Origin of the sequence: Rhodohalobacter sp. 8-1, assembly GCF_038150125.1 — a bacterium.
Classification (GTDB): domain Bacteria; phylum Bacteroidota; class Rhodothermia; order Balneolales; family Balneolaceae; genus SW132.
On record NZ_JBBVMF010000005.1, the window covers coordinates 217454 to 234989 of the forward strand.

General features: G+C 43.4%; 17 protein-coding genes. 5 read left to right on the top strand and 12 right to left on the bottom strand.

The genetic code is table 11. The annotated features are described in order from the left end of the window. Window positions 1–159 precede the first annotated feature (159 nt). Together AABW11_RS06905 and AABW11_RS06910 are read left to right on the top strand one after the other, a co-directional pair. A complete protein-coding gene (locus AABW11_RS06905; protein WP_340104065.1) occupies window positions 160–1950 on the top strand; it encodes a response regulator in 1791 nt (596 codons plus the stop codon). Continuing rightward, the gene (locus AABW11_RS06910) at window positions 1940–3241 is read left to right on the top strand and encodes a sensor histidine kinase (protein ID WP_340104066.1); all 1302 of its coding nucleotides are present in this window, start codon (window positions 1940–1942) and stop codon (window positions 3239–3241) included. Before AABW11_RS06905 ends, AABW11_RS06910 begins: the two co-directional genes overlap by 11 nt. A gap of 353 nt (window positions 3242–3594) precedes the next feature. Here the strand turns inward: AABW11_RS06910 and AABW11_RS06915 are convergent, their stop codons facing one another. The 11 genes from AABW11_RS06915 to AABW11_RS06965 all read right to left on the bottom strand — a co-directional run bounded on the left by AABW11_RS06915 (window position 3595) and on the right by AABW11_RS06965 (window position 11077). Then, complete coding sequence (locus AABW11_RS06915; protein ID WP_340104067.1) at window positions 3595–4662, bottom strand: Gfo/Idh/MocA family protein; 1068 nt, start codon at window positions 4660–4662, stop codon at window positions 3595–3597. A 131-nt stretch (window positions 4663–4793) separates the two neighbouring features. Next, window positions 4794–5201, bottom strand: coding sequence for a kelch repeat-containing protein (locus tag AABW11_RS06920; RefSeq protein ID WP_340104068.1), 408 nt, complete (start codon window positions 5199–5201; stop codon window positions 4794–4796). 48 nt (window positions 5202–5249) lie between these two features. Further along, on the bottom strand, window positions 5250–5447 hold the full coding sequence (locus AABW11_RS06925) for a hypothetical protein (RefSeq protein WP_340104069.1): 198 nt from the start codon (window positions 5445–5447) through the stop codon (window positions 5250–5252). Between the two features lie 228 nt (window positions 5448–5675). Continuing rightward, complete coding sequence (locus tag AABW11_RS06930) at window positions 5676–6218, bottom strand: tetratricopeptide repeat protein (RefSeq protein ID WP_340104070.1); 543 nt, start codon at window positions 6216–6218, stop codon at window positions 5676–5678. A gap of 8 nt (window positions 6219–6226) precedes the next feature. Continuing rightward, entirely contained in the window at window positions 6227–6409 is a 183-nt protein-coding gene (locus tag AABW11_RS06935) for a hypothetical protein (RefSeq protein WP_340104071.1), read from the bottom strand. Window positions 6410–6447: 38 nt separating this feature from the next. Beyond that, window positions 6448–7092: a deoxynucleoside kinase gene (locus AABW11_RS06940; RefSeq protein ID WP_340104072.1), complete on the bottom strand. Its 645-nt coding sequence runs from the start codon at window positions 7090–7092 to the stop codon at window positions 6448–6450. A 1-nt stretch (window position 7093) separates the two neighbouring features. Beyond that, complete coding sequence (gene folK, locus AABW11_RS06945; protein WP_340104073.1) at window positions 7094–7582, bottom strand: 2-amino-4-hydroxy-6-hydroxymethyldihydropteridine diphosphokinase; 489 nt, start codon at window positions 7580–7582, stop codon at window positions 7094–7096. Beyond that, window positions 7570–7932, bottom strand: coding sequence for a dihydroneopterin aldolase (gene folB / locus AABW11_RS06950; protein ID WP_340104074.1), 363 nt, complete (start codon window positions 7930–7932; stop codon window positions 7570–7572). Before folB ends, folK begins: the two co-directional genes overlap by 13 nt. Before the next feature lie 14 nt (window positions 7933–7946). Continuing rightward, a complete protein-coding gene (gene dnaA / locus AABW11_RS06955; protein WP_340104075.1) occupies window positions 7947–9392 on the bottom strand; it encodes a chromosomal replication initiator protein DnaA in 1446 nt (481 codons plus the stop codon). A 390-nt stretch (window positions 9393–9782) separates the two neighbouring features. Further along, on the bottom strand, window positions 9783–10655 hold the full coding sequence (gene prmC, locus AABW11_RS06960; protein ID WP_340104076.1) for a peptide chain release factor N(5)-glutamine methyltransferase: 873 nt from the start codon (window positions 10653–10655) through the stop codon (window positions 9783–9785). Window positions 10656–10684: 29 nt separating this feature from the next. Beyond that, window positions 10685–11077 carry a hypothetical protein gene (locus AABW11_RS06965; RefSeq protein ID WP_340104077.1) on the bottom strand — a complete coding sequence of 131 codons (393 nt, stop codon included), beginning with the start codon at window positions 11075–11077 and terminating at the stop codon, window positions 10685–10687. Window positions 11078–11261: 184 nt separating this feature from the next. Here AABW11_RS06965 and AABW11_RS06970 point away from each other — a divergent pair, with 184 nt between their 5' ends. Next, window positions 11262–12098 (top strand): hypothetical protein, encoded by an 837-nt coding sequence (locus tag AABW11_RS06970; protein ID WP_340104078.1) that lies wholly within the window; start codon window positions 11262–11264, stop codon window positions 12096–12098. A gap of 7 nt (window positions 12099–12105) precedes the next feature. Here the strand turns inward: AABW11_RS06970 and AABW11_RS06975 are convergent, their stop codons facing one another. Then, window positions 12106–12798, bottom strand: a complete 693-nt coding sequence (locus AABW11_RS06975) for an HAD family hydrolase (RefSeq protein WP_340104079.1) — start codon at window positions 12796–12798, stop codon at window positions 12106–12108. 78 nt (window positions 12799–12876) lie between these two features. On the opposite strand from AABW11_RS06975, the gene eno reads away from it, so the two are divergent. Continuing rightward, on the top strand, window positions 12877–14163 hold the full coding sequence (eno, locus tag AABW11_RS06980; protein ID WP_340104080.1) for a phosphopyruvate hydratase: 1287 nt from the start codon (window positions 12877–12879) through the stop codon (window positions 14161–14163). Window positions 14164–14556: 393 nt separating this feature from the next. Next, window positions 14557–17526: a SusC/RagA family TonB-linked outer membrane protein gene (locus tag AABW11_RS06985; protein ID WP_340104081.1), complete on the top strand. Its 2970-nt coding sequence runs from the start codon at window positions 14557–14559 to the stop codon at window positions 17524–17526. Window positions 17527–17536: the final 10 nt, after the last annotated feature.

Consider the following 17536-nt stretch of genomic DNA (forward strand, 5'->3'; position numbering starts at 1 on the left):
AAGACTTTCTACAATTTTACTTCAGATTGAAGTAATCGTGACCGATAAATAAGAAACCCTAAATTTTTTGATAGTTACGTTTATACGAAAATCGCAGGTTACCTAAAAAAACAATCGCTGCACCGCTTTTTTTCTTAAGGTGTGCGGGATATGGCAAGAATGAAAAACAGAGCAAGAATTTTGTTGGTAGATGATGATGACTCGATACACGAAGATATCGAGTCGGTTCTATCAATCAATAAATACAGATCAGATAAAGAGTTACGTCAGATGGAAGACGAGCTGTTCGGGTCATCCACCTTGAAGGAGCCGGGGATACTATCTGAAACATTCTACGATATTGACCATGCTTATCAAGGCGAAGACGCCATTCGGATGGTGAATGACGCTCACGAAATAGGAGATCCCTATTCGCTGGTGTTCATGGACGTGAGGATGCCGCCGGGAATGGACGGTATAGAAACCATTCAAAAAATTTGGGAAAACCATCCTTTTACGGAAATGGTGATTTGTACTGCCTTTACTGACTATTCCTGGGATCAGATTGTTGTAAACCTTGGTAATACAGATAATCTTTTGTTTTTGAAGAAGCCGTTTGATATTACAGCTTTCAAGCAAACAGCCCTTACTCTTACGACGAAGTGGAATCTGCGTCAGGAAAAAATGGCCTACACCGACAACCTCGAGATTGAGGTGAAGGAAAGAACACAGGAGCTTGAGAGCCTCGTGAAAGAATACAAGCGAATGAAAGACAAGGCCGAAAGAGCAACGGCTATAAAAAGCGCGTTTTTGGCTACAATGAGTCACGAAATCAGAACCCCGATGAATGGGGTGATGGGAATGAATTCACTTCTGTTGGAAACCGAGCTTGATGGAAAACAACGAAAGTTGTCTGAAATGGTGAAAAAAAGCGCGGATTCCTTACTCCGTGTAGTAAATGATATTCTCGATTTTTCAAAAATGGAAGCGGGTAAAATGGACATTGAAATCGTCCCTTTTAAACCTGAAGAAATTGTATCTGATGTAATTCAAACGATCTCCTTTCAATCTAAAGCGAAAGGATTAAACATAGATTATTCCATAGACAATGGCGTTCCTGACTCTTTGATGGGCGATCCGACACGTTTGAAACAGCTGCTTTTAAACTTTGGCAGCAATGCGGTAAAATTCACGGAAGAGGGTAGTGTAATTATTCACGTAAGCCTTATGGGAAAAAGGGGTAAGGAAAATCTCGTGAAATTTTCAGTGGAAGATACCGGAACGGGGATTCCCAAAGATAAAATTGACGGTATTTTTGACCCATTTAAACAAGCAGATGCCTCTACCACCCGAAAGTTCGGGGGAACCGGTCTGGGACTTACAATCTGCAGGCAGCTGGTAGATTTGATGAAAGGGACGGTGGGCGTGGAAAGTGAACCCGGTAAAGGGTCAAATTTTTGGTTTGAAGTTCCTCTTGAAATGGAGGCAAACGAATCGCATGCTGAAAGCCATTCCGAATCGGATGCAATTGATGGTAAGGAGTTTCCACTAAAAGAAATGAAAGTTTTGGTTGCAGATGATGACAAAATGAGCCAGCTCGTGGTTCAAAAGTTTCTTGAAAAAGAGGGGATTTCAGCAGAGGTAGTAGAAACAGGTGCAGAAGCCATCGAAGCGCTCAAACAAAGATCGTATAGCGTTGTGCTTATGGATGTTCAAATGCCCGATATGGGTGGCTTAGAGGCTACTGAAATCATTCGGGAAATGGAAGAAAAGACCGGGCAACGCATCCCCATAATAATTCTTACAGCTTCCGCAATGGTAGAAGATCGCGATAATAGTATTGATGCGGGGGCTGATGATTTTATTACCAAACCTATTGATAAATCCAGATTGATTAACGCTCTGAATAAATATTCTGATACAAATAACAGTCGCATTAATAAGAAGTTGGTGGAAAAGCATGATAGTTAGATTTAGTTATTGCATCGCACTGTTGCTTCTTGTCTGCATAAATGCGGGAAATATTTTGCAGTCAAACGGTCATGCTCAGAATGAGGTGGCAGAATTGAGTTATCAACCGGCAGATGATGATCACCGTGTTTTGGATCAAAGTAAAGCCGATGAAAGACAGTCGGTACTGTATGCCGGATTTATGCCCGGCAATTTGGGACTTGTCACGCTTATGCAGGCCTCGGGTGGAGCTCCGTTTTGGTGGTCGGCCTGGTTTTACATCCTGTTTACCATTGTAGTTGGCAGCATTTTAATCTACGGCTACATCGAGTATGGTAAAAAAGTAGTGTCTGTTCGTGAAGAAAATGAGAGGCTAAAAGAGGAGTTAGCTGCAAGGATGAGCGAAATTGAATCTATCGTCAAACGGTTGAAGATAGCCGAGGCCGAACTGGAAGAAAAATCGGGTAAAGCAGGAATGGCTGAAATTGCTGCGGGCGTGTTACATAATGTAGCTAATGTACTGAGCAGTGTTAATAGTTCTAACACATTTATACAGGATACCGCTAAAAACTCTAAGATTGATGGGCTGATTCAAGCCAATAAAATGCTGCGAGAGCATATCGATAATATTGACCAGTTCATTTTTGAAGATCCAAATGGCAAAAAACTGTTGAATTATTACCTGAAACTGGAGGAACCTCTCAGGAAGGAGCGCGAGGATATCGTGTCGCAATCTGCAAGGCTTGACGAGAAGATAACTATCATAAATGATGTTATTACAGCTCAGCAAACTCATACCATATCAGGCAAAAATACCAGTGAAACAGATATTTCAGAAATAGTTGATGTTACATTATCATTGCAGGATGATTTAATTAAGCAAGATGACATAAAAATTATAAAAGATCTGAACGCCAGAACTCCTGTAATTGCACAGCGCTCGAAGTTAATTCACGTAATGGTGAATTTCATAAAGAATGCAACAGAGTCAATGGAAGAAAAAGATCCCGATAACAAGACCCTGATCATTAAAAGCTGGGAAGACAATTACAAAGTCTATCTGTCAGTTTCAGACAACGGGACGGGTATTAAGGTCGAAAACCTGGATAAGATTTTTGAATATACATACACAACTAAAAAGAAAGGGCACGGATTTGGTCTTCACAGCAGTGCCAACTATATGAAAGAAATGGGTGGTAATATTTTGGTTAACAGTGAGGGCCGAGGAAAAGGGACCACTTTTACATTGGTGTTTCCTGTTCTGAGGGAGAAAAAAGCTCCGCAAAATTATTATAGTGAGAAACGGAGTTAATAACCTGAGTTCGATTCTTAAATTTATTGGATATCAACAAAAACAGACGAAATGAGCCCTAGTTAAGTTAATTCGTCATCACCTATGTCATGCCACGCCTCGGCGTGGCATCTCCTGCCTTTGTTAAGGACAGTAGATCACGGATCCCCCGGGATCCCTGAGGGAAAGTGCGAGATGACGCCCGTTTTGGACTGGTTTTGTCATTTTTTTAAATTTAATTCAGGTAATAGTAAATCGACATGCACCTCTTTGTCGGTGTCATATTATAGTGTGTAAGGAATTGAAATTTAACACTGAAAAGAGTGTGCCCTGCCAAAGAGAGGCGATACCAAAATAAGTACAATTAACCCGTCCTAAAGTTCAATCCTATCTCCGCCTTTTTGGGATGATTCCATAATTGCCTGGACGATTCGAATATCGGCCAGTCCATCTTCTCCCGGCACAATAGGATTGCGGTTCTCTTTGATGGCCAGCGCATCGTTATTCATTTGCCTTGCCTGCTGATGGTTAGGGTTGGGCGGAAGCTGTGTGCCGTCACTCGTTTCACCCTGAACGCCGCTGTATGATTGCATCGGTTCAAGTCTGTACCACCCATCGGTGCATTCAACATTGAGGTAGTTCATAGATTTCCCGAAACTAGTTTCACCCTTCACAATAATCCCATCCGGAAACTCAAGTTCAAACTCCGTAAACTCATCGACATCGCTATACATGTCTGTCCGTTCTGACCATTGGCGCCCCGAGACCGCAACAGGTTCCATACCTGTAGAGTAGCGCGCAGCATTAATAGGGTAGACACCCATGTCGTAGAGAGCTCCGCCACCCATTCGCCCAATACGCCGCCAGTTTTCAGGGTTAGGGTGAGCTCCGTTGTAGCCGGCCGCGGTTTGGACACCGGTGATTGCGCCATAGGCCTGTTGCTCGCCATACTGTATGATGGTCTGTGTATTCGGTTCGTGCTGCATCCGATAACCTATAGTTAGCTGCACACCGTTTTTGTTGGCCGCATCTATAATGGCGAGACACTCTGCCTCATTCATGGCCATTGGTTTTTCGCACCATACATGCTTTCCTGCCTCGGCTGCGCGGATGGCGTCCCTGGCATGAATGGCCGGTGGCGTTACGATATAGAGAATATCGATATCGTCGTTGTTTGCTATATCAGGGAGGTTTTCGTAGTTGTACACATTTCTATCGGGTATATCATATTCCTGCTGCCATCGTGGAATTTTTGATGGCGTACCTGTAACAATGCCTCTCAGTTCGCAATGTTCGGTAAGCTGGAGACCCGGGGCAAGCCTGCCTGTTGCATAACCGCCAAGCCCGACCAGGGCAACTCCCAGTTTATTTCGTCTGCGCGGCAGAATAATTGATGGAAATCCCGCAGTGGCAAGTCCCAGTACGGTTCCGGTCTGTTTCAAAAATCGTTTGCGCGAGATATTTTTTTTGCCATGCCTTATGAATATAAGTTGGTTGGTTTAGTGACTGCAGGTTGATAGACTCTGATAAAAACTATTCAGAAATTAGAAAAAAATTGTTTCAAAGACCTGACTTAATATAGCAGGGCAATCATAAAGTGCAAGAGGATGTAATCGGCACGAAATATGAGAAGTAACGAGAAGTGGAGAGGAAAGAAATAGTAAAATGTGTCGCCTACTTTATAAAGCAGTCCGCCCCAGTCACGTATTACGATGCCGTCATTTTTAGAGGGAATTTTTTCCCACTGACCAAACTCAGGTTCATAGCGAATGAGAAAATTTCGCATCTCCCAGTACCCATATCCTCCTATGGCGTAAATGTAGTTGTCACCCGACAGAAAAGGGGCGTGCCTGAACATGGTCCTGTGCTGGTGAGATGTGTCTTCCCGTATCATATTGCCGGTTGCAACATCGTAGCGATGAACTCTGCCGATGCCGTTTTCCCAAAAATAAATGGATTCACCTGAGAGGGTGATGTCCATTTTATCCAGCCCGTCGAAAGCTCCTGATAACGTACCCAGGGTATCAACCTAACCCGACTCAGAGATAGTAATCAGGGTGCGGTCCTGGTTGTTGAAAAGATAGATATCTCCGTTTGAGGGATCGAATGTTGCCTTAAAATCCAGGTTCGAAAGTTCGTATTCGAGATTTTGGTAAGGCTCAGTTTGGTTCGATGTTAAATCAATGGCTGATTGAAGAGCCATCACAACCAATAAATAGATAACCATGATCTGTCGAGCCTTTCTTTTTAAACCCCAAAGCAATTTGTATCAAAGAGTACAAAAAAATTAGGAGACGTACCCGATTAAATACCCTAAACCTCTACCATAGATTAGATTAGCTTGGTGCCTCCCGTGGGAATTCAGTGCATTATAAAACGAACTCAACCTGCCAGGAACAAAAAAAGCCTGGTCCGGATGTCCGGGCCAGGCTTTTAATTTCAATTGTTTAACTAACTACTCTTCCAGCAGGTCTTTTACGTATTCATTGCCGGGGTCCATCTTCAGGGCCTGCTCATAGTAAGTTTTAGCCTTCTCGTCGTGCCCGCCTTTCTTCATCAGGTCTCCCATCAAAATCCAGTTTTCAACGTCTTTTGGCGAGCTTTTGATCCTGTCGAGTAGATATTGGATGGCTTGCTGGCCTTCGCCGACCATTAATTTATAAAGTACCAGATTCCGGTGAGCTGCCGGAAGGTCGTCGAGCGCAATAGCTCGTTCCAAATCTTCTTTTGCTTTATCAGGGGCATCAAGATTTAGGTAGCTGTAACCTCGCAGGTTAAACAGGCGGCCGTTATCCTCGTCTTTTTCAATGGCGTCGGTAAACGACTTAACGCTTGAGTCCCATTGGTTCAATTTCTGCATTACTTCACCTTCGAGCGTGTACCCCTCAGGAGCGTCAGGATTTATACGCTGAAGCTCACGGGCAACATCCAGGCTCTCATCCAGATCTTTCTCGTGAAGTAATTCATATCCTTTCTTGTGGCGTTCTTCAAAACTCATAAACTATATTATTTCTTCTCTTTTTCGGTTATATCTTCGTATTCAGCATCCTCAATCTGATCCAGATTTTTCTTGCGGCTGCTACGGTTTGTCTCAGTTCCGTTGCTGCTCGGGTCAAACTGGGGACGTTGTCTCGCGCTACCGGCTGTTCGTCCTTTTGCCAGCAAACGCGTGACAAACCGGTAGATCATGTAAATTAGTATTGCGGTAAAAATCCAGCGTAAAAGCATTAATCAGGTATAATGTGAATATGTGTGTTGCTTCGGATCGGTTGATTAAAAATCTGTTCTTCAAGATACGATAAATGATCCGGATTATGTACAAAATCAATCTCTGATGCATTAATGATAATAAGGGGTGATTTATTGTACCGATAAAAAAACTGATTGTACGATTCAGACAGATCTTTCAGGTACTCTTCGGTAATATGTTTCTCATAATCACGTCCCCGTGTGTCGATGTTCTGCATGAGCCGCTCCACGGAATTCTGAAGGTAAATCACAAGGTCGGGTTTCGCGGATATGCCGGTCATAATGCTATATATGTTATCGTAAAGCGATAATTCATCATCATCGAGATTTAATCGTGCGAAAATCCTGTCTTTTTCAAATATGTAATCGGAGATCACAAAATCATCAAACAGCTCCCGGTTGGTCATCTTTTGCTGCTGTTTAAAGCGGCTGGCTAAAAATGCGAGCTGTGTTTGAAATCCATAGCGTTCTTTATCCTCGTAAAATTTTGGCAGAAATGGATTCTCCTCAAACTGTTCCAGCACCAGCCGGGCATTATGCCGTCCGGCCAGCAGTTTTGCAAGTGATGTCTTTCCGGCGCCAATCACGCCCTCAATAGCCACAAAATCAAATTGGTTAGACATTCTACCAGGTCAGGTTTGTTTTTTTTATCTGCATCTGATCTGTTTCATTAATCAGTGTATCTATATGTTTGCCGGTTTCCGGATCTCTCCAGTCAGGCGCAACTTCCCTTAATGGCAACAAAACAAAAAGTCGTTTCGTGTATTCGGGGTGGGGGATAATAAGAGTATCGGTTTTAATCACCAAGTTGCCGTAGGTAATGATATCGAGGTCGAGCAGGCGCGGCCCCCATTTAACGTGCTGATTCTTTCTGCCTGCTTTTCTCTCATAGCTTTTCAGGCCGGACAAGAGATCTGCGGGTTTCGCTGACACGCCGATACGCGCGGCAGCATTCAAAAATGTGTGTTCCGACGGTCCGATAGGTTCTGATTCCCAAATGGATGATTTTTGTACCTCCGTTTCGGAAATGCGTTCCAGGAAAGTTCCGGCTTGCTGAAGCATCCCGTGGCGGTCTCCCAGGTTCGAACCGACGGCAACAACTACCTGTTCCATTCAAGGGTAATTTCGGCGTAGGCCGCATCGGTTTGAACGGGAGGGGAAAGTTTTCGGACAGACACGTTCAGGGATCGCGCAATAGGAAATTCACCAAAAATACGGTCACCTATTTCTTTACAAAGTGTTTCGATTAGTTTCCTTGAGATGCCATGCATAACACTACGTGCAATCTCTTCCGCTTTAGCATAGTCGAAGGTTTGATGAAGTCCTTCATCCTGCTTGGCAACATGCCTGAAGTCACCAAAGGCCACAATGTCGACCTCAAAGTGGTTGCCGTCGATGCGTTCCTGCTCATTGTGGCCGTGTTTAGCATGGAATGATAGAGATTTAATCGTAATACGATCCAAGGTAAGCCGGGATTTTATATGGTTGCTACTTCAAGTTTCTGCTCAAGCTCTTTAAGCATCCGCTTATGTTTCGGGCTTGTAGAGAGGCGGCCTTCTATCGTGGAAATAGCGTGAATGACGGTTGAGTGATCGCGTCCACCAAACTGCAGCCCAATAGTTTTCAGGCTTGACTTGGTATATTTTTTAGACAGGTACATAGCAACCTGGCGAGCCTCAACAATTTCCTGTTTCCGCGTTTTTTCCCGGACTTTATTGGTGTCGATATTGAAGTATTCGCACACGCAATTTTGAATCACATCAATTGAGATCTGCGCATGCGTATTTTTGACCATATCTTTGAGCACAGTCTTTGCCATCCGGAGGTCAATTTCATCTACATGCTTCAGCGACGCCGTGGCCAGCAATTTAATGATAGCCCCTTCAAGATCACGGACGTTAGACTTAAAATTGTAGGCTATAAATTCAATAATCTGCGGGTCAATGCTAATGCCGTTATCGTTGGCTTTCCGCTCAAGGATAGCATAACGGGTTTCATATTCCGGGATCTGAAGATCTGCACTGAGGCCCCAGCTAAATCTTGAAATGAGACGTTCTTCAATATCAGGAACATCTTTGGGTGCACGGTCACTGCTTAAAATAATTTGTTTTCCTTCCTGGTGCAGTGCATTAAAAATATGGAAAAACTCCTCCTGGGTTTTCTCCTTACCGCTGAAAAACTGAATATCGTCTACAATTAAAACATCGATATTCCTGTAAAACATGGAGAATTCGCTGGCACGATTGTTTCGAATCGCCTGCACAAATTCGTTGGTAAACGTTTCAGACGATACGTAGAGCACGGAAAACTGATCACCAAAATCCTGTTTGATCTTATTGCCGATACTCTGAACCAAATGGGTTTTTCCCAGCCCCGTTGTGCCATACACAAACAGCGGGTTAAAGGAATTCTTGCCCGGGTTTTCAGCAATAGCCATTGCCGCCGAGCGTGCAAGCCGGTTGCAATCTCCTTCAATATAACGTTCAAACACGTAGTTGTCGTTTAGGTTTGAATCGATATTTGTTTTACGAATACCCGGAATCACAAACGGGTTCTCGATTTTTCCGGGATGGTAATCGCTATACGTATTCATTTCCTGGGGGCGTGAAGGCGGCGAGGCACGCTGCGGAAGATTGATGGACCGGTTGTCTTCCAGGCGATCTGCTTTTTCTACAAGTACCGAATATTCAAGTTTCCCCTCATTGCCCAACACTTTTGCTATCGTTGAGCGAAGCATATTATAATAGTGTTCTTCCAGCCACTCGTACCAGAACTGGCTGGGCACCTGAATCGTGAGCGTACCTTCATCAAGCTTTACGGGCTTGATCGGTTCAAACCACGACTTAAATTTCTGATAGCTAATGTTATCCTGAATGATTTCCAGACATTCATTCCAGGCGTTTTCTGCAGTAACCGTATCCAAGCGTCTTGGCCTCCAAAATAATTAAGATGTTTCTCAAATCCCTTAAGTTATCCACACGGGGCTTTTTAATTTCTTTTTGTGCGGCGATAAGAAAATCACAATTTATTTACCTGAAATCAAACAAATAAAACGGCCGAATGATAAAGTTATCCACAATGCACTTAACACCATAAAATAATGTGGCGCAACAACTTAAGTATTTTTTAGCTAAACACCCACATTTCACTTGACAGTCCGTAACAATTCCTTAACAATGATTTTACACAAGAAGTACACCAGTTGAAGGCAGGAAAAAAACTTTTCCACAAGTTATCCACACTCAATCTGTAAATGCGCTTTGCCTCTAAAACAAATCTTGTGAAACGCTAAAAAAGACTGAAGGAGTTAGGTTTAGGTCGTTAAACCGGCAAGTAGGAACCGGGGATTCTTATCGAGATCAGCCTTAAGTTTCGCAGCAGGGAAATAACCAGTAGATAATTTTAATATTTGATCTGCCAGTTGATCATTAAGCTCCAGGAAAAGAGAGGCGTTCTCCTGTTGTGCGTAAGAGAGGATTGGCCGGTAAACATCGAGCGGATTGTCATGAAAAAGTGCCAGGCCCGGTTCATAGTCTGTAACCTGTTTTTCAAGCGACGGTTTTTCTTCAGGTCCAATATAGGGTGGATTGGATATGATGATGTCCCAGCCGCGGCTTGGCTTGCTAACCTGGTCGAGGTTAAACAAATCACCTTTATCAAATTGGATGTCCACATCGTTGGCAGCAGCATTCTTTTCTGAAAGACTTAATGCATCGCCGGAAATATCAATTCCATGGCAAGTCCATGCGGGCCTGAATTTTTTGATGGCGATTGGGATGCATCCGCTGCCACTCCCGATATCGAGCAGGGTAACAGGACTATGTTCCAGGTCGCTGGTAGACTCGAGCAGAAGTTCCACCAGCTGTTCGGTTTCAATTCTTGGAATAAGAACGGATGGATTTACTTCGATGTGGCACCCCATAAAATTGGTGGAGCCTGTAATGTACTGCAACGGTTCGTGATCTGCCCTCCGCTTAACAAGAGGGCGGATCCGGTCAAGTTCATCGGGCGATAGCGGCCGCTCGTACTGCAGGTAGAGATCTAACCGTTTACAGCCTAATACGTCGGCAAGCAGCCATTCGATGCTGTGCCTTGGATCGGGAACATGCTTTTTCTTGAAGTACTCTGTTGCCCACTCCAGCATTCGGAGCACGCTCCAATAGTCGTCATCGTGTTTTTGAGGCATTCAAACGGTTGAAAACTTAATAAACAGTGCTATTCGTCTTCATCTTCAACTGCAGGTTTGTCTACTTCTTCCTGCAGGGAAAGTCCAAAGCGTTTCGAGAAGTCCATGATAAAGTTCACTACATCAGCTTCGATGTTGTGTTCCTCGGAAAGGGAACTTCCCCGGAATCCCATGCGACCACCAGCTTTTTTTAGTTCCACGCGATTTTGGTTTGCCGTACACTCCACAACACACGTGAGTGTGATGGTTGCGTTGATCTGTTTTTCATACTGCTCATAAACAGCCACGTACACCTCATCATTATTTTCCGGTGAGTTGTATTGGTACAGGTATTTTGGTTCTACACTTTCAAAAAGTTTCGGAGTCATCCGCCGCAGTGTAGACTGCGGTCCATAAACAATGTATTTCGTAACTGAACTCATAAACTAACCCAGTTGATTTGTATAATATATAGGGCAAATTTTCTGCATGAATAAAAGCCTAAATCAAACAATAATCAAATAGAGTCTGAAAAGATTTACAATAACATTTTTATATTGTAGATAATTTATGCAATGCTAAGGCGCTAAGTAACGTTTGAAAAGAAAATTCAACAACATTTTTTATATGAAAATATTTAAGACATTTTTGCTCATTATAGCTTTTTCAACTATTCTGGGCACTTTTCAATATGTTAGTGCGCAGACTCAAATTAGTGAACCCGATCTCATAATGGAGGAAAGAGTCAGCACTCCACTTAACAGGCACTATCAATCTGGCCTGACTTTCGATTTTGTTGTCAATAATTTTGGATTCGGGATAGGCGGTCAATATCGGCGGGTGCTGGCACCGCAGATGGAAGGAGTTTTTAATATGAGAATTACAGGATTGAGGGATGCCTCAGAGCAAACCTTTACGGACGTGTTCTTTGGCCAGCAGGTTGTTCCGAATAAATATCAGCGGGCATTTGCCTTTCCTGCTATGATTGGTTTGAGGAAGAGACTCTTTGCTGATAAGGTTCAGGATCAGTATCGCTTTTTTGTGTCAGCGTCTGTGGGTGGAGTTGCCGCATTTTCATATCCATACTTTAATGACCGCAATAATAACGGCTATCGTGAGCAGTTTAACGATAACTTCGAGCAGGTCAACGATATATTTACCGGCTGGAGTGAAGGCGACTGGCATTTCGGCGGCGCAGGCGAATTTAAAATCGGCGTAGACGTGGGGCGGAATTTCAGCAAAGTTACCAGCATAGAGTTTGGGTACTATATGAACTATTACCCTGACGGCATTCAGATGATGACCCCCACACAGCCTGATTTACGTGAAGGAGTGCCGCCAGGCGAGAGTCCATTTCAAGAAGACCCCAATAATCCGGGTGAAATATTATTAGAACCATACTTTGACGCCCAGAAGTTCTTTGGTACACCGCAGATTACCGTTACGTTCGGAAGTCTTTGGTAAAATAACGTTAGCTGAAATTTTTAAATCCAAGTTCTTTCAGCCAGCCCTTGGGATTGTGCAGCGACGAGATCACTAAGTCTGGTTTATGAGTGGCCAGCTCTTTTTCTGAGAATCCCCCGGTAGTTACGGCTACTGATTTAGCACCAAAGTGCTTTGCACATCGAATATCGTTGGGCGTATCGCCAATAATAACATATCGTCCGGGCTCGGGGCGGTCACTAAAAAGAGATTTATACTCGCGATCGGCTTCCCCCGGGAGCTCATTGCGATCCTCCGACACCTCACCAAAACCGCCAAACTTAAACGTATCCGGGAATCCCGCGGTTTTAACCTTCTCCATAGCCACAGCCCGGACATTTCCAGTACAGAGCCCCACGGGAATGTCCAGAGAAACAGCTTCTTCCACAGATTCAAAAGCACCGTTGTGCAGCTGAATAAATTCCCGGGTAAGGTGCCGCGCCATCGCCTCTGCATATTTATCCATTAATGTGTTCAGGAGTTCCTGAGCATTTGGCACATCGCCGATCAGTTCCATAAAAATCCCACGGTCTGTTCGTCCGGCAAATGAACGTGTATTTGCATCGGGTTTTTCGATATTATAACGAGATAGCTCCCTTTCAATAATTCCCAGGATAAACTCGCGGTGGACATTCAGCAGGGTACCATCAATATCGTAAAGCAAAATGGGAGTTTGTTGCATCGTCTTGTATTTTATAGAGATGAATTTATACTGTACATTGTAATTTCAAACAACCTAAACAACACAGAGATTAAAAATATGAGTTTAATAGAAGATATTTCTGCACGACAAATACTGGACTCACGAGGCAATCCAACCGTTGAAGTTGATGTAATTCTTGAAAGCGGAATTTTGGGAAGGGCTGCCGTTCCATCAGGAGCCTCCACTGGAGAATTTGAGGCAGTTGAACTGCGTGATGGTGACGCTGATTACTACCTTGGTAAAAGTGTTAAAAATGCGGTCGATAATGTTAATAATGTAATTGCCGATGAACTTCTCGGGTATCCGTCCACTATGCAGGTAGATATTGATCAAATGCTGATTGATCTTGATGGTACACCAAATAAAAGTAAACTGGGTGCCAATGCACTTCTGGGCGTATCCATGGCAGTTTCCAAGGCTGCTGCGATGGCAACAGGCCTTCCGCTCTGGCGATATCTTGGAGGCGTAAACTCCAAGGTACTCCCGCTTCCGATGATGAATATCATCAACGGCGGATCTCACGCAGATAATAACGTAGATCCCCAGGAATTCATGATTATGCCTGTTGGTGCTGAGACGTTCAGTGAAGCAGTGAGAATGGGGGCGGAAATTTTTCACAATCTGAAAAAAGTTCTATCCTCTAAAGGCTACAATACATCTGTGGGAGATGAGGGCGGCTTTGCACCCAACCTTAAATCAAATGAAGAAGCTCTTGAAGTGATCCTGACCGCCATCGAAAAAGCAGGCTACACACCCGGCGACGAAGTATTAATTGCGCTCGACCCGGCAAGCTCCGAGTTTTACGATACCGAGAAAAAAGTATACGAGTTCAAGTGGAGCGACGGGTCGGTGCGTGATGCCGATGAAATGGTTGAGTACTGGGCATCTTGGGTCGAAAAATACCCGATAATTTCGATTGAAGACGGCATGTACGAAGATGACTGGAACGGCTGGAAAACTCTTACCGATGCCATTGGCGATAAAGTTCAGCTGGTGGGCGATGACCTGTTTGTTACCAATACCGAGCGTCTTGCCCGCGGAATTGAGGAAGGCATTGCCAACTCCATTCTTGTTAAAGTAAACCAGATTGGGACCCTTACCGAAACACTCGATGCCATTGAAATGGCCCATAAAAACGGCTACACTTCCGTGATTTCTCACCGGTCAGGCGAAACCGAAGATACGACCATAGCAGATCTTGCCGTGGCAACAAATGCCGGCCAGATCAAAACAGGCTCGATGAGCCGGACGGATCGGATAGCGAAATACAATCAGCTGCTTCGGATTGAAGAAGAGCTGGGGGATGCAGCCCTGTTTCTTGGCAGAGATACCTTTAACGGGTAGAGGCTGGTTAACTCCATTTGATATAAAAATTATAAAGCCTTTCGGTGAGAGCCGGGAGGCTTTTTTTGGAGATGATATTGCGTTATCGTCATTGCAATAAAACTACAAGCCACCCGGGCTTATGAGCAGTAGTCCTTGGGCTGATTCATCTTAACCGAGAGATATAAAAATCGAGATAGGAGAGGCGTATGTGCAAGTAAAAACAATATTTGCGTCTCAGGCAGACTTTGAAAGAACCCTATTATCTAAACTGGTAAGGATCTAACTAAAAGACTGTTGATTTTCGATATTAAATGAAGCACATTAGGTGGCATAATTTAAGTACCGTTATGGTTTAAATTAAATTAAGTACTATCAGGTACAGTTAAATATTTACAAAGCTAATTTATTTCTATGAAAAAATATTACAAAGCAACACTCTTGCTACCGTTGTTTTTGCTTTTCTTTTCAAGCAATGTCTATTCACAATTTACAGTGAACGGGACCGTGATTGATTCAGAAAGCGATGAGCCGTTATTCGGCGTAACTGTTGTCGATACAGAAACTGGTGACGGAGCTGCAACCGATATCAACGGTCAATTCACACTCGATTTACCAGCAGAGTCTGCAACCTTGAGAGTGACGTATATTGGTTATCTCACAAAAAATGTAGAAGTAGCAAGTAACGGTAATTCTATAGTCGATCTTGTTATTGAACTATCCCCCGATATTTCAAGGCTCGATGAAGTAGTTGTGACAGGCCTGGCCTCAACAGTTAAAAGAAGTAATCTTGCAAATGCAGTAAGTACAATATCTGCTGAGGAACTTACAGGAGCAACTGTAAGCGAATCTATTGATGGTGCCTTATCGGGCAAACTTCCCGGTGTTAATATTGTTGCCAGCGGTGGAGCTCCCGGTGGTGGAAGCAACGTTCAGTTACGTGGTATTTCAACTTTGGGTGCAGGTTCATCTCAGCCACTTTATGTGATTGACGGTATCTACGTTGATAACTCTGTTATCTCAACAGGTCGCTCATCTGTAAGTGGAGCCGGTGGTGCAAGTCAGGATGGTGTTGCCAGCCGTATATCTGATCTAAACCCGGATGACATCGAATCAATCGAGGTTCTAAAAGGTCCTTCTGCTGCTGCAATTTATGGTAGCCGTGCGAATGCAGGTGTAATCATCATAACCACCAAAAAAGGTAAAGCAGGAGAGACCAGAGTAAGCATCAGACAAGATGTTGGATTTACTTCATCTTTGAATCTACTTGGATTTGATCAGTGGAGTGAAAATAAGATCAATTTGATTTATAGTGGAACTTCTCCTGAAGCTGTTGCCAGAAGAAATCAGGAATTGGCCAAATTTCGACAGAACGGAAATCTTCTGGATTATGAAGAAGAGATGTATGGTGAGACCGGTTTACTTACAAATACTCAAATAAGTGCATCCGGCGGTAGCGATAAAACACAATTCTATATAAGTGCAGGACTTCAGGATGAAGAAGGTATTATTCAGAATACAGGATTTAAGAGAAATAATATTCGCTTAAATTTAGATCATTCTATTAACAGCAATATTTCAGTTTCTTCTACTTCTAACTTTGTAAGAACTGATTCTGATCGAGGATTTACCGGTAATCAGAATGGTACTGGCGGTAGTATTGGATACAACATTGCTTATGTACCCAGCTATGCTGATCTGAGACCGGATGCAAATGGCATATATCCAGATAACCCATATTTTGCAGAAAATCCTTACGCATTGCGCGATCATGCGGTTAATAATCAGATCGTAAATCGATTTCTGCAGAGTCTTCGGTTAGAGGCACAGCTTTATTCTGATGCCAACAGCTTCCTGAGTTTCAACACACAGGTTGGTTTTGATTATCTGAATGCTAACTCTGAAGTTTATTTTCCGGAATGGTTCCAGTCACAGCAGGCAAGTGCTACGCCGGGTGATGTAATCCATGGTAAACAGGATAATTTCAATCTGAATTTGCAGGCTTTTCTGGTTCACAATATTGATTTGGAAGGATTAAACTTTAGTACACAGTTGGGTTATACCCGCATCTATGAAGAATCTAATCGTCTGTTGAATAGAGGTAGAGGGTTGGCTCCGGGACAAACAAACTTGAATCAAGCTCAGGTTCAATCTGTTTTTGGGCAAACTTTCCAGGAAGTATCTGAGATCGGATTGGTTGCGCAGGAAGAGATCAACTGGGAAGATAAGTTGATCGGAACGGTAGGTGTTCGTTTTGACAAATCAACACTGAACGCCATGCAAAATGAGTTCTATGCTTTCCCTAAGGCTTCACTTGCTGCTAACCTAACCAGCTTCGATTTCTGGAATATCGATCAAATCGACCAGTTAAAACTGAGAACAGCTTATGGTGAAACCGGTGGTAAAGCATCATTTGGTTCAACCTTTGAAGCTCTGACTGGTGTGAATATTGGTGGAAGTTTAGGATCTGTCATATCAACAAGAGATATTGACCCGAATCTTAGACCTGAAACCGCCAGTGAGATCGAATTTGGTGCAGATATCAGTGCCTTCCAGGGTAAGATCGGTTTAGAAGCTACATACTACATTAAAGAAGTACGTGACCTGATTCTTGACCAAAACCCACCTGCCTCAACAGGAATTACTCAAATTGCAACCAATGCGGCTGATCTTGAGAATAAAGGTATAGAGCTTAGTTTGACAGCCTCTCCAGTACGTAATGCTAATCTGTCATGGGTTACAAAAGTGCTGTACTGGAAGAATGATTCAGAGATCACAAGGTTGGATATTCCATCAGATGAAACCGGCGGATTTGGTCTTTCACTTGGGCAGTATCTGATCCGTGAAGGATTTTCACCTACAACGATTGTAGGTAATCCACAAGATCCTGGTCTCACATTTTACGGTGATGCTCAGCCTGATTACCAAATGTCATGGTATAATGAACTGAACTTCCTTGCCAACTTTGAGTTTAGTTTCCTATTTCAATACAGCAAAGGTGCAGATAACATTGATCTGACAAGATTCTTGCTAGATGGTGGTGGTAACACACCAGACTGGAGCGAAGATTCTGATGGTGATGGTACACCAAACGGCCTCGATCGCGGTCCTTTTAATCCTAGTCGTTTTGTTGACGATGCAACTTATTTGAAGCTAAGAGAAGTTGGTTTGTACTACACCGTGCCAACAAACTTGGTTGAAGGTTTAAACATTCAAAGAATCAGATTAGGTGTTTCAGGCAAGAATCTTCTCTTGTTCTCCGATTACAACAGCTATGATCCTGAAGTGTCTAACTTTGGCGCTCAGCCTGTAGCTCAATCGGTAGAGGTTACTCCTTATCCGAGTTCAAGGAGAGTATTCTTTCACATTAACCTGGACTTTTAAGAATGATTAT

Excerpts from the sequence above, each read along its gene's own strand:
- AABW11_RS06965 (WP_340104077.1), bottom strand. The coding sequence starts at position 11,077 with ATGAGTTCAGTTACGAAATACATTGTTTATGGACCGCAGTCTACACTG.
- AABW11_RS06975 (WP_340104079.1), bottom strand. The coding sequence starts at position 12,798 with ATGCAACAAACTCCCATTTTGCTTTACGATATTGATGGTACCCTGCTG.
- AABW11_RS06920 (WP_340104068.1), bottom strand. The coding sequence starts at position 5,201 with ATGGACATCACCCTCTCAGGTGAATCCATTTATTTTTGGGAAAACGGC.
- AABW11_RS06925 (WP_340104069.1), bottom strand. The coding sequence starts at position 5,447 with ATGGTTATCTATTTATTGGTTGTGATGGCTCTTCAATCAGCCATTGAT.
- AABW11_RS06905 (WP_340104065.1), top strand. The coding sequence starts at position 160 with ATGAAAAACAGAGCAAGAATTTTGTTGGTAGATGATGATGACTCGATA.
- AABW11_RS06970 (WP_340104078.1), top strand. The coding sequence starts at position 11,262 with ATGAAAATATTTAAGACATTTTTGCTCATTATAGCTTTTTCAACTATT.
- eno (WP_340104080.1), top strand. The coding sequence starts at position 12,877 with ATGAGTTTAATAGAAGATATTTCTGCACGACAAATACTGGACTCACGA.
- AABW11_RS06930 (WP_340104070.1), bottom strand. The coding sequence starts at position 6,218 with ATGAGTTTTGAAGAACGCCACAAGAAAGGATATGAATTACTTCACGAG.
- AABW11_RS06940 (WP_340104072.1), bottom strand. The coding sequence starts at position 7,092 with ATGTCTAACCAATTTGATTTTGTGGCTATTGAGGGCGTGATTGGCGCC.
- AABW11_RS06935 (WP_340104071.1), bottom strand. The coding sequence starts at position 6,409 with ATGATCTACCGGTTTGTCACGCGTTTGCTGGCAAAAGGACGAACAGCC.
- AABW11_RS06985 (WP_340104081.1), top strand. The coding sequence starts at position 14,557 with ATGAAAAAATATTACAAAGCAACACTCTTGCTACCGTTGTTTTTGCTT.
- prmC (WP_340104076.1), bottom strand. The coding sequence starts at position 10,655 with ATGCCTCAAAAACACGATGACGACTATTGGAGCGTGCTCCGAATGCTG.
- AABW11_RS06910 (WP_340104066.1), top strand. The coding sequence starts at position 1,940 with ATGATAGTTAGATTTAGTTATTGCATCGCACTGTTGCTTCTTGTCTGC.
- folK (WP_340104073.1), bottom strand. The coding sequence starts at position 7,582 with ATGGAACAGGTAGTTGTTGCCGTCGGTTCGAACCTGGGAGACCGCCAC.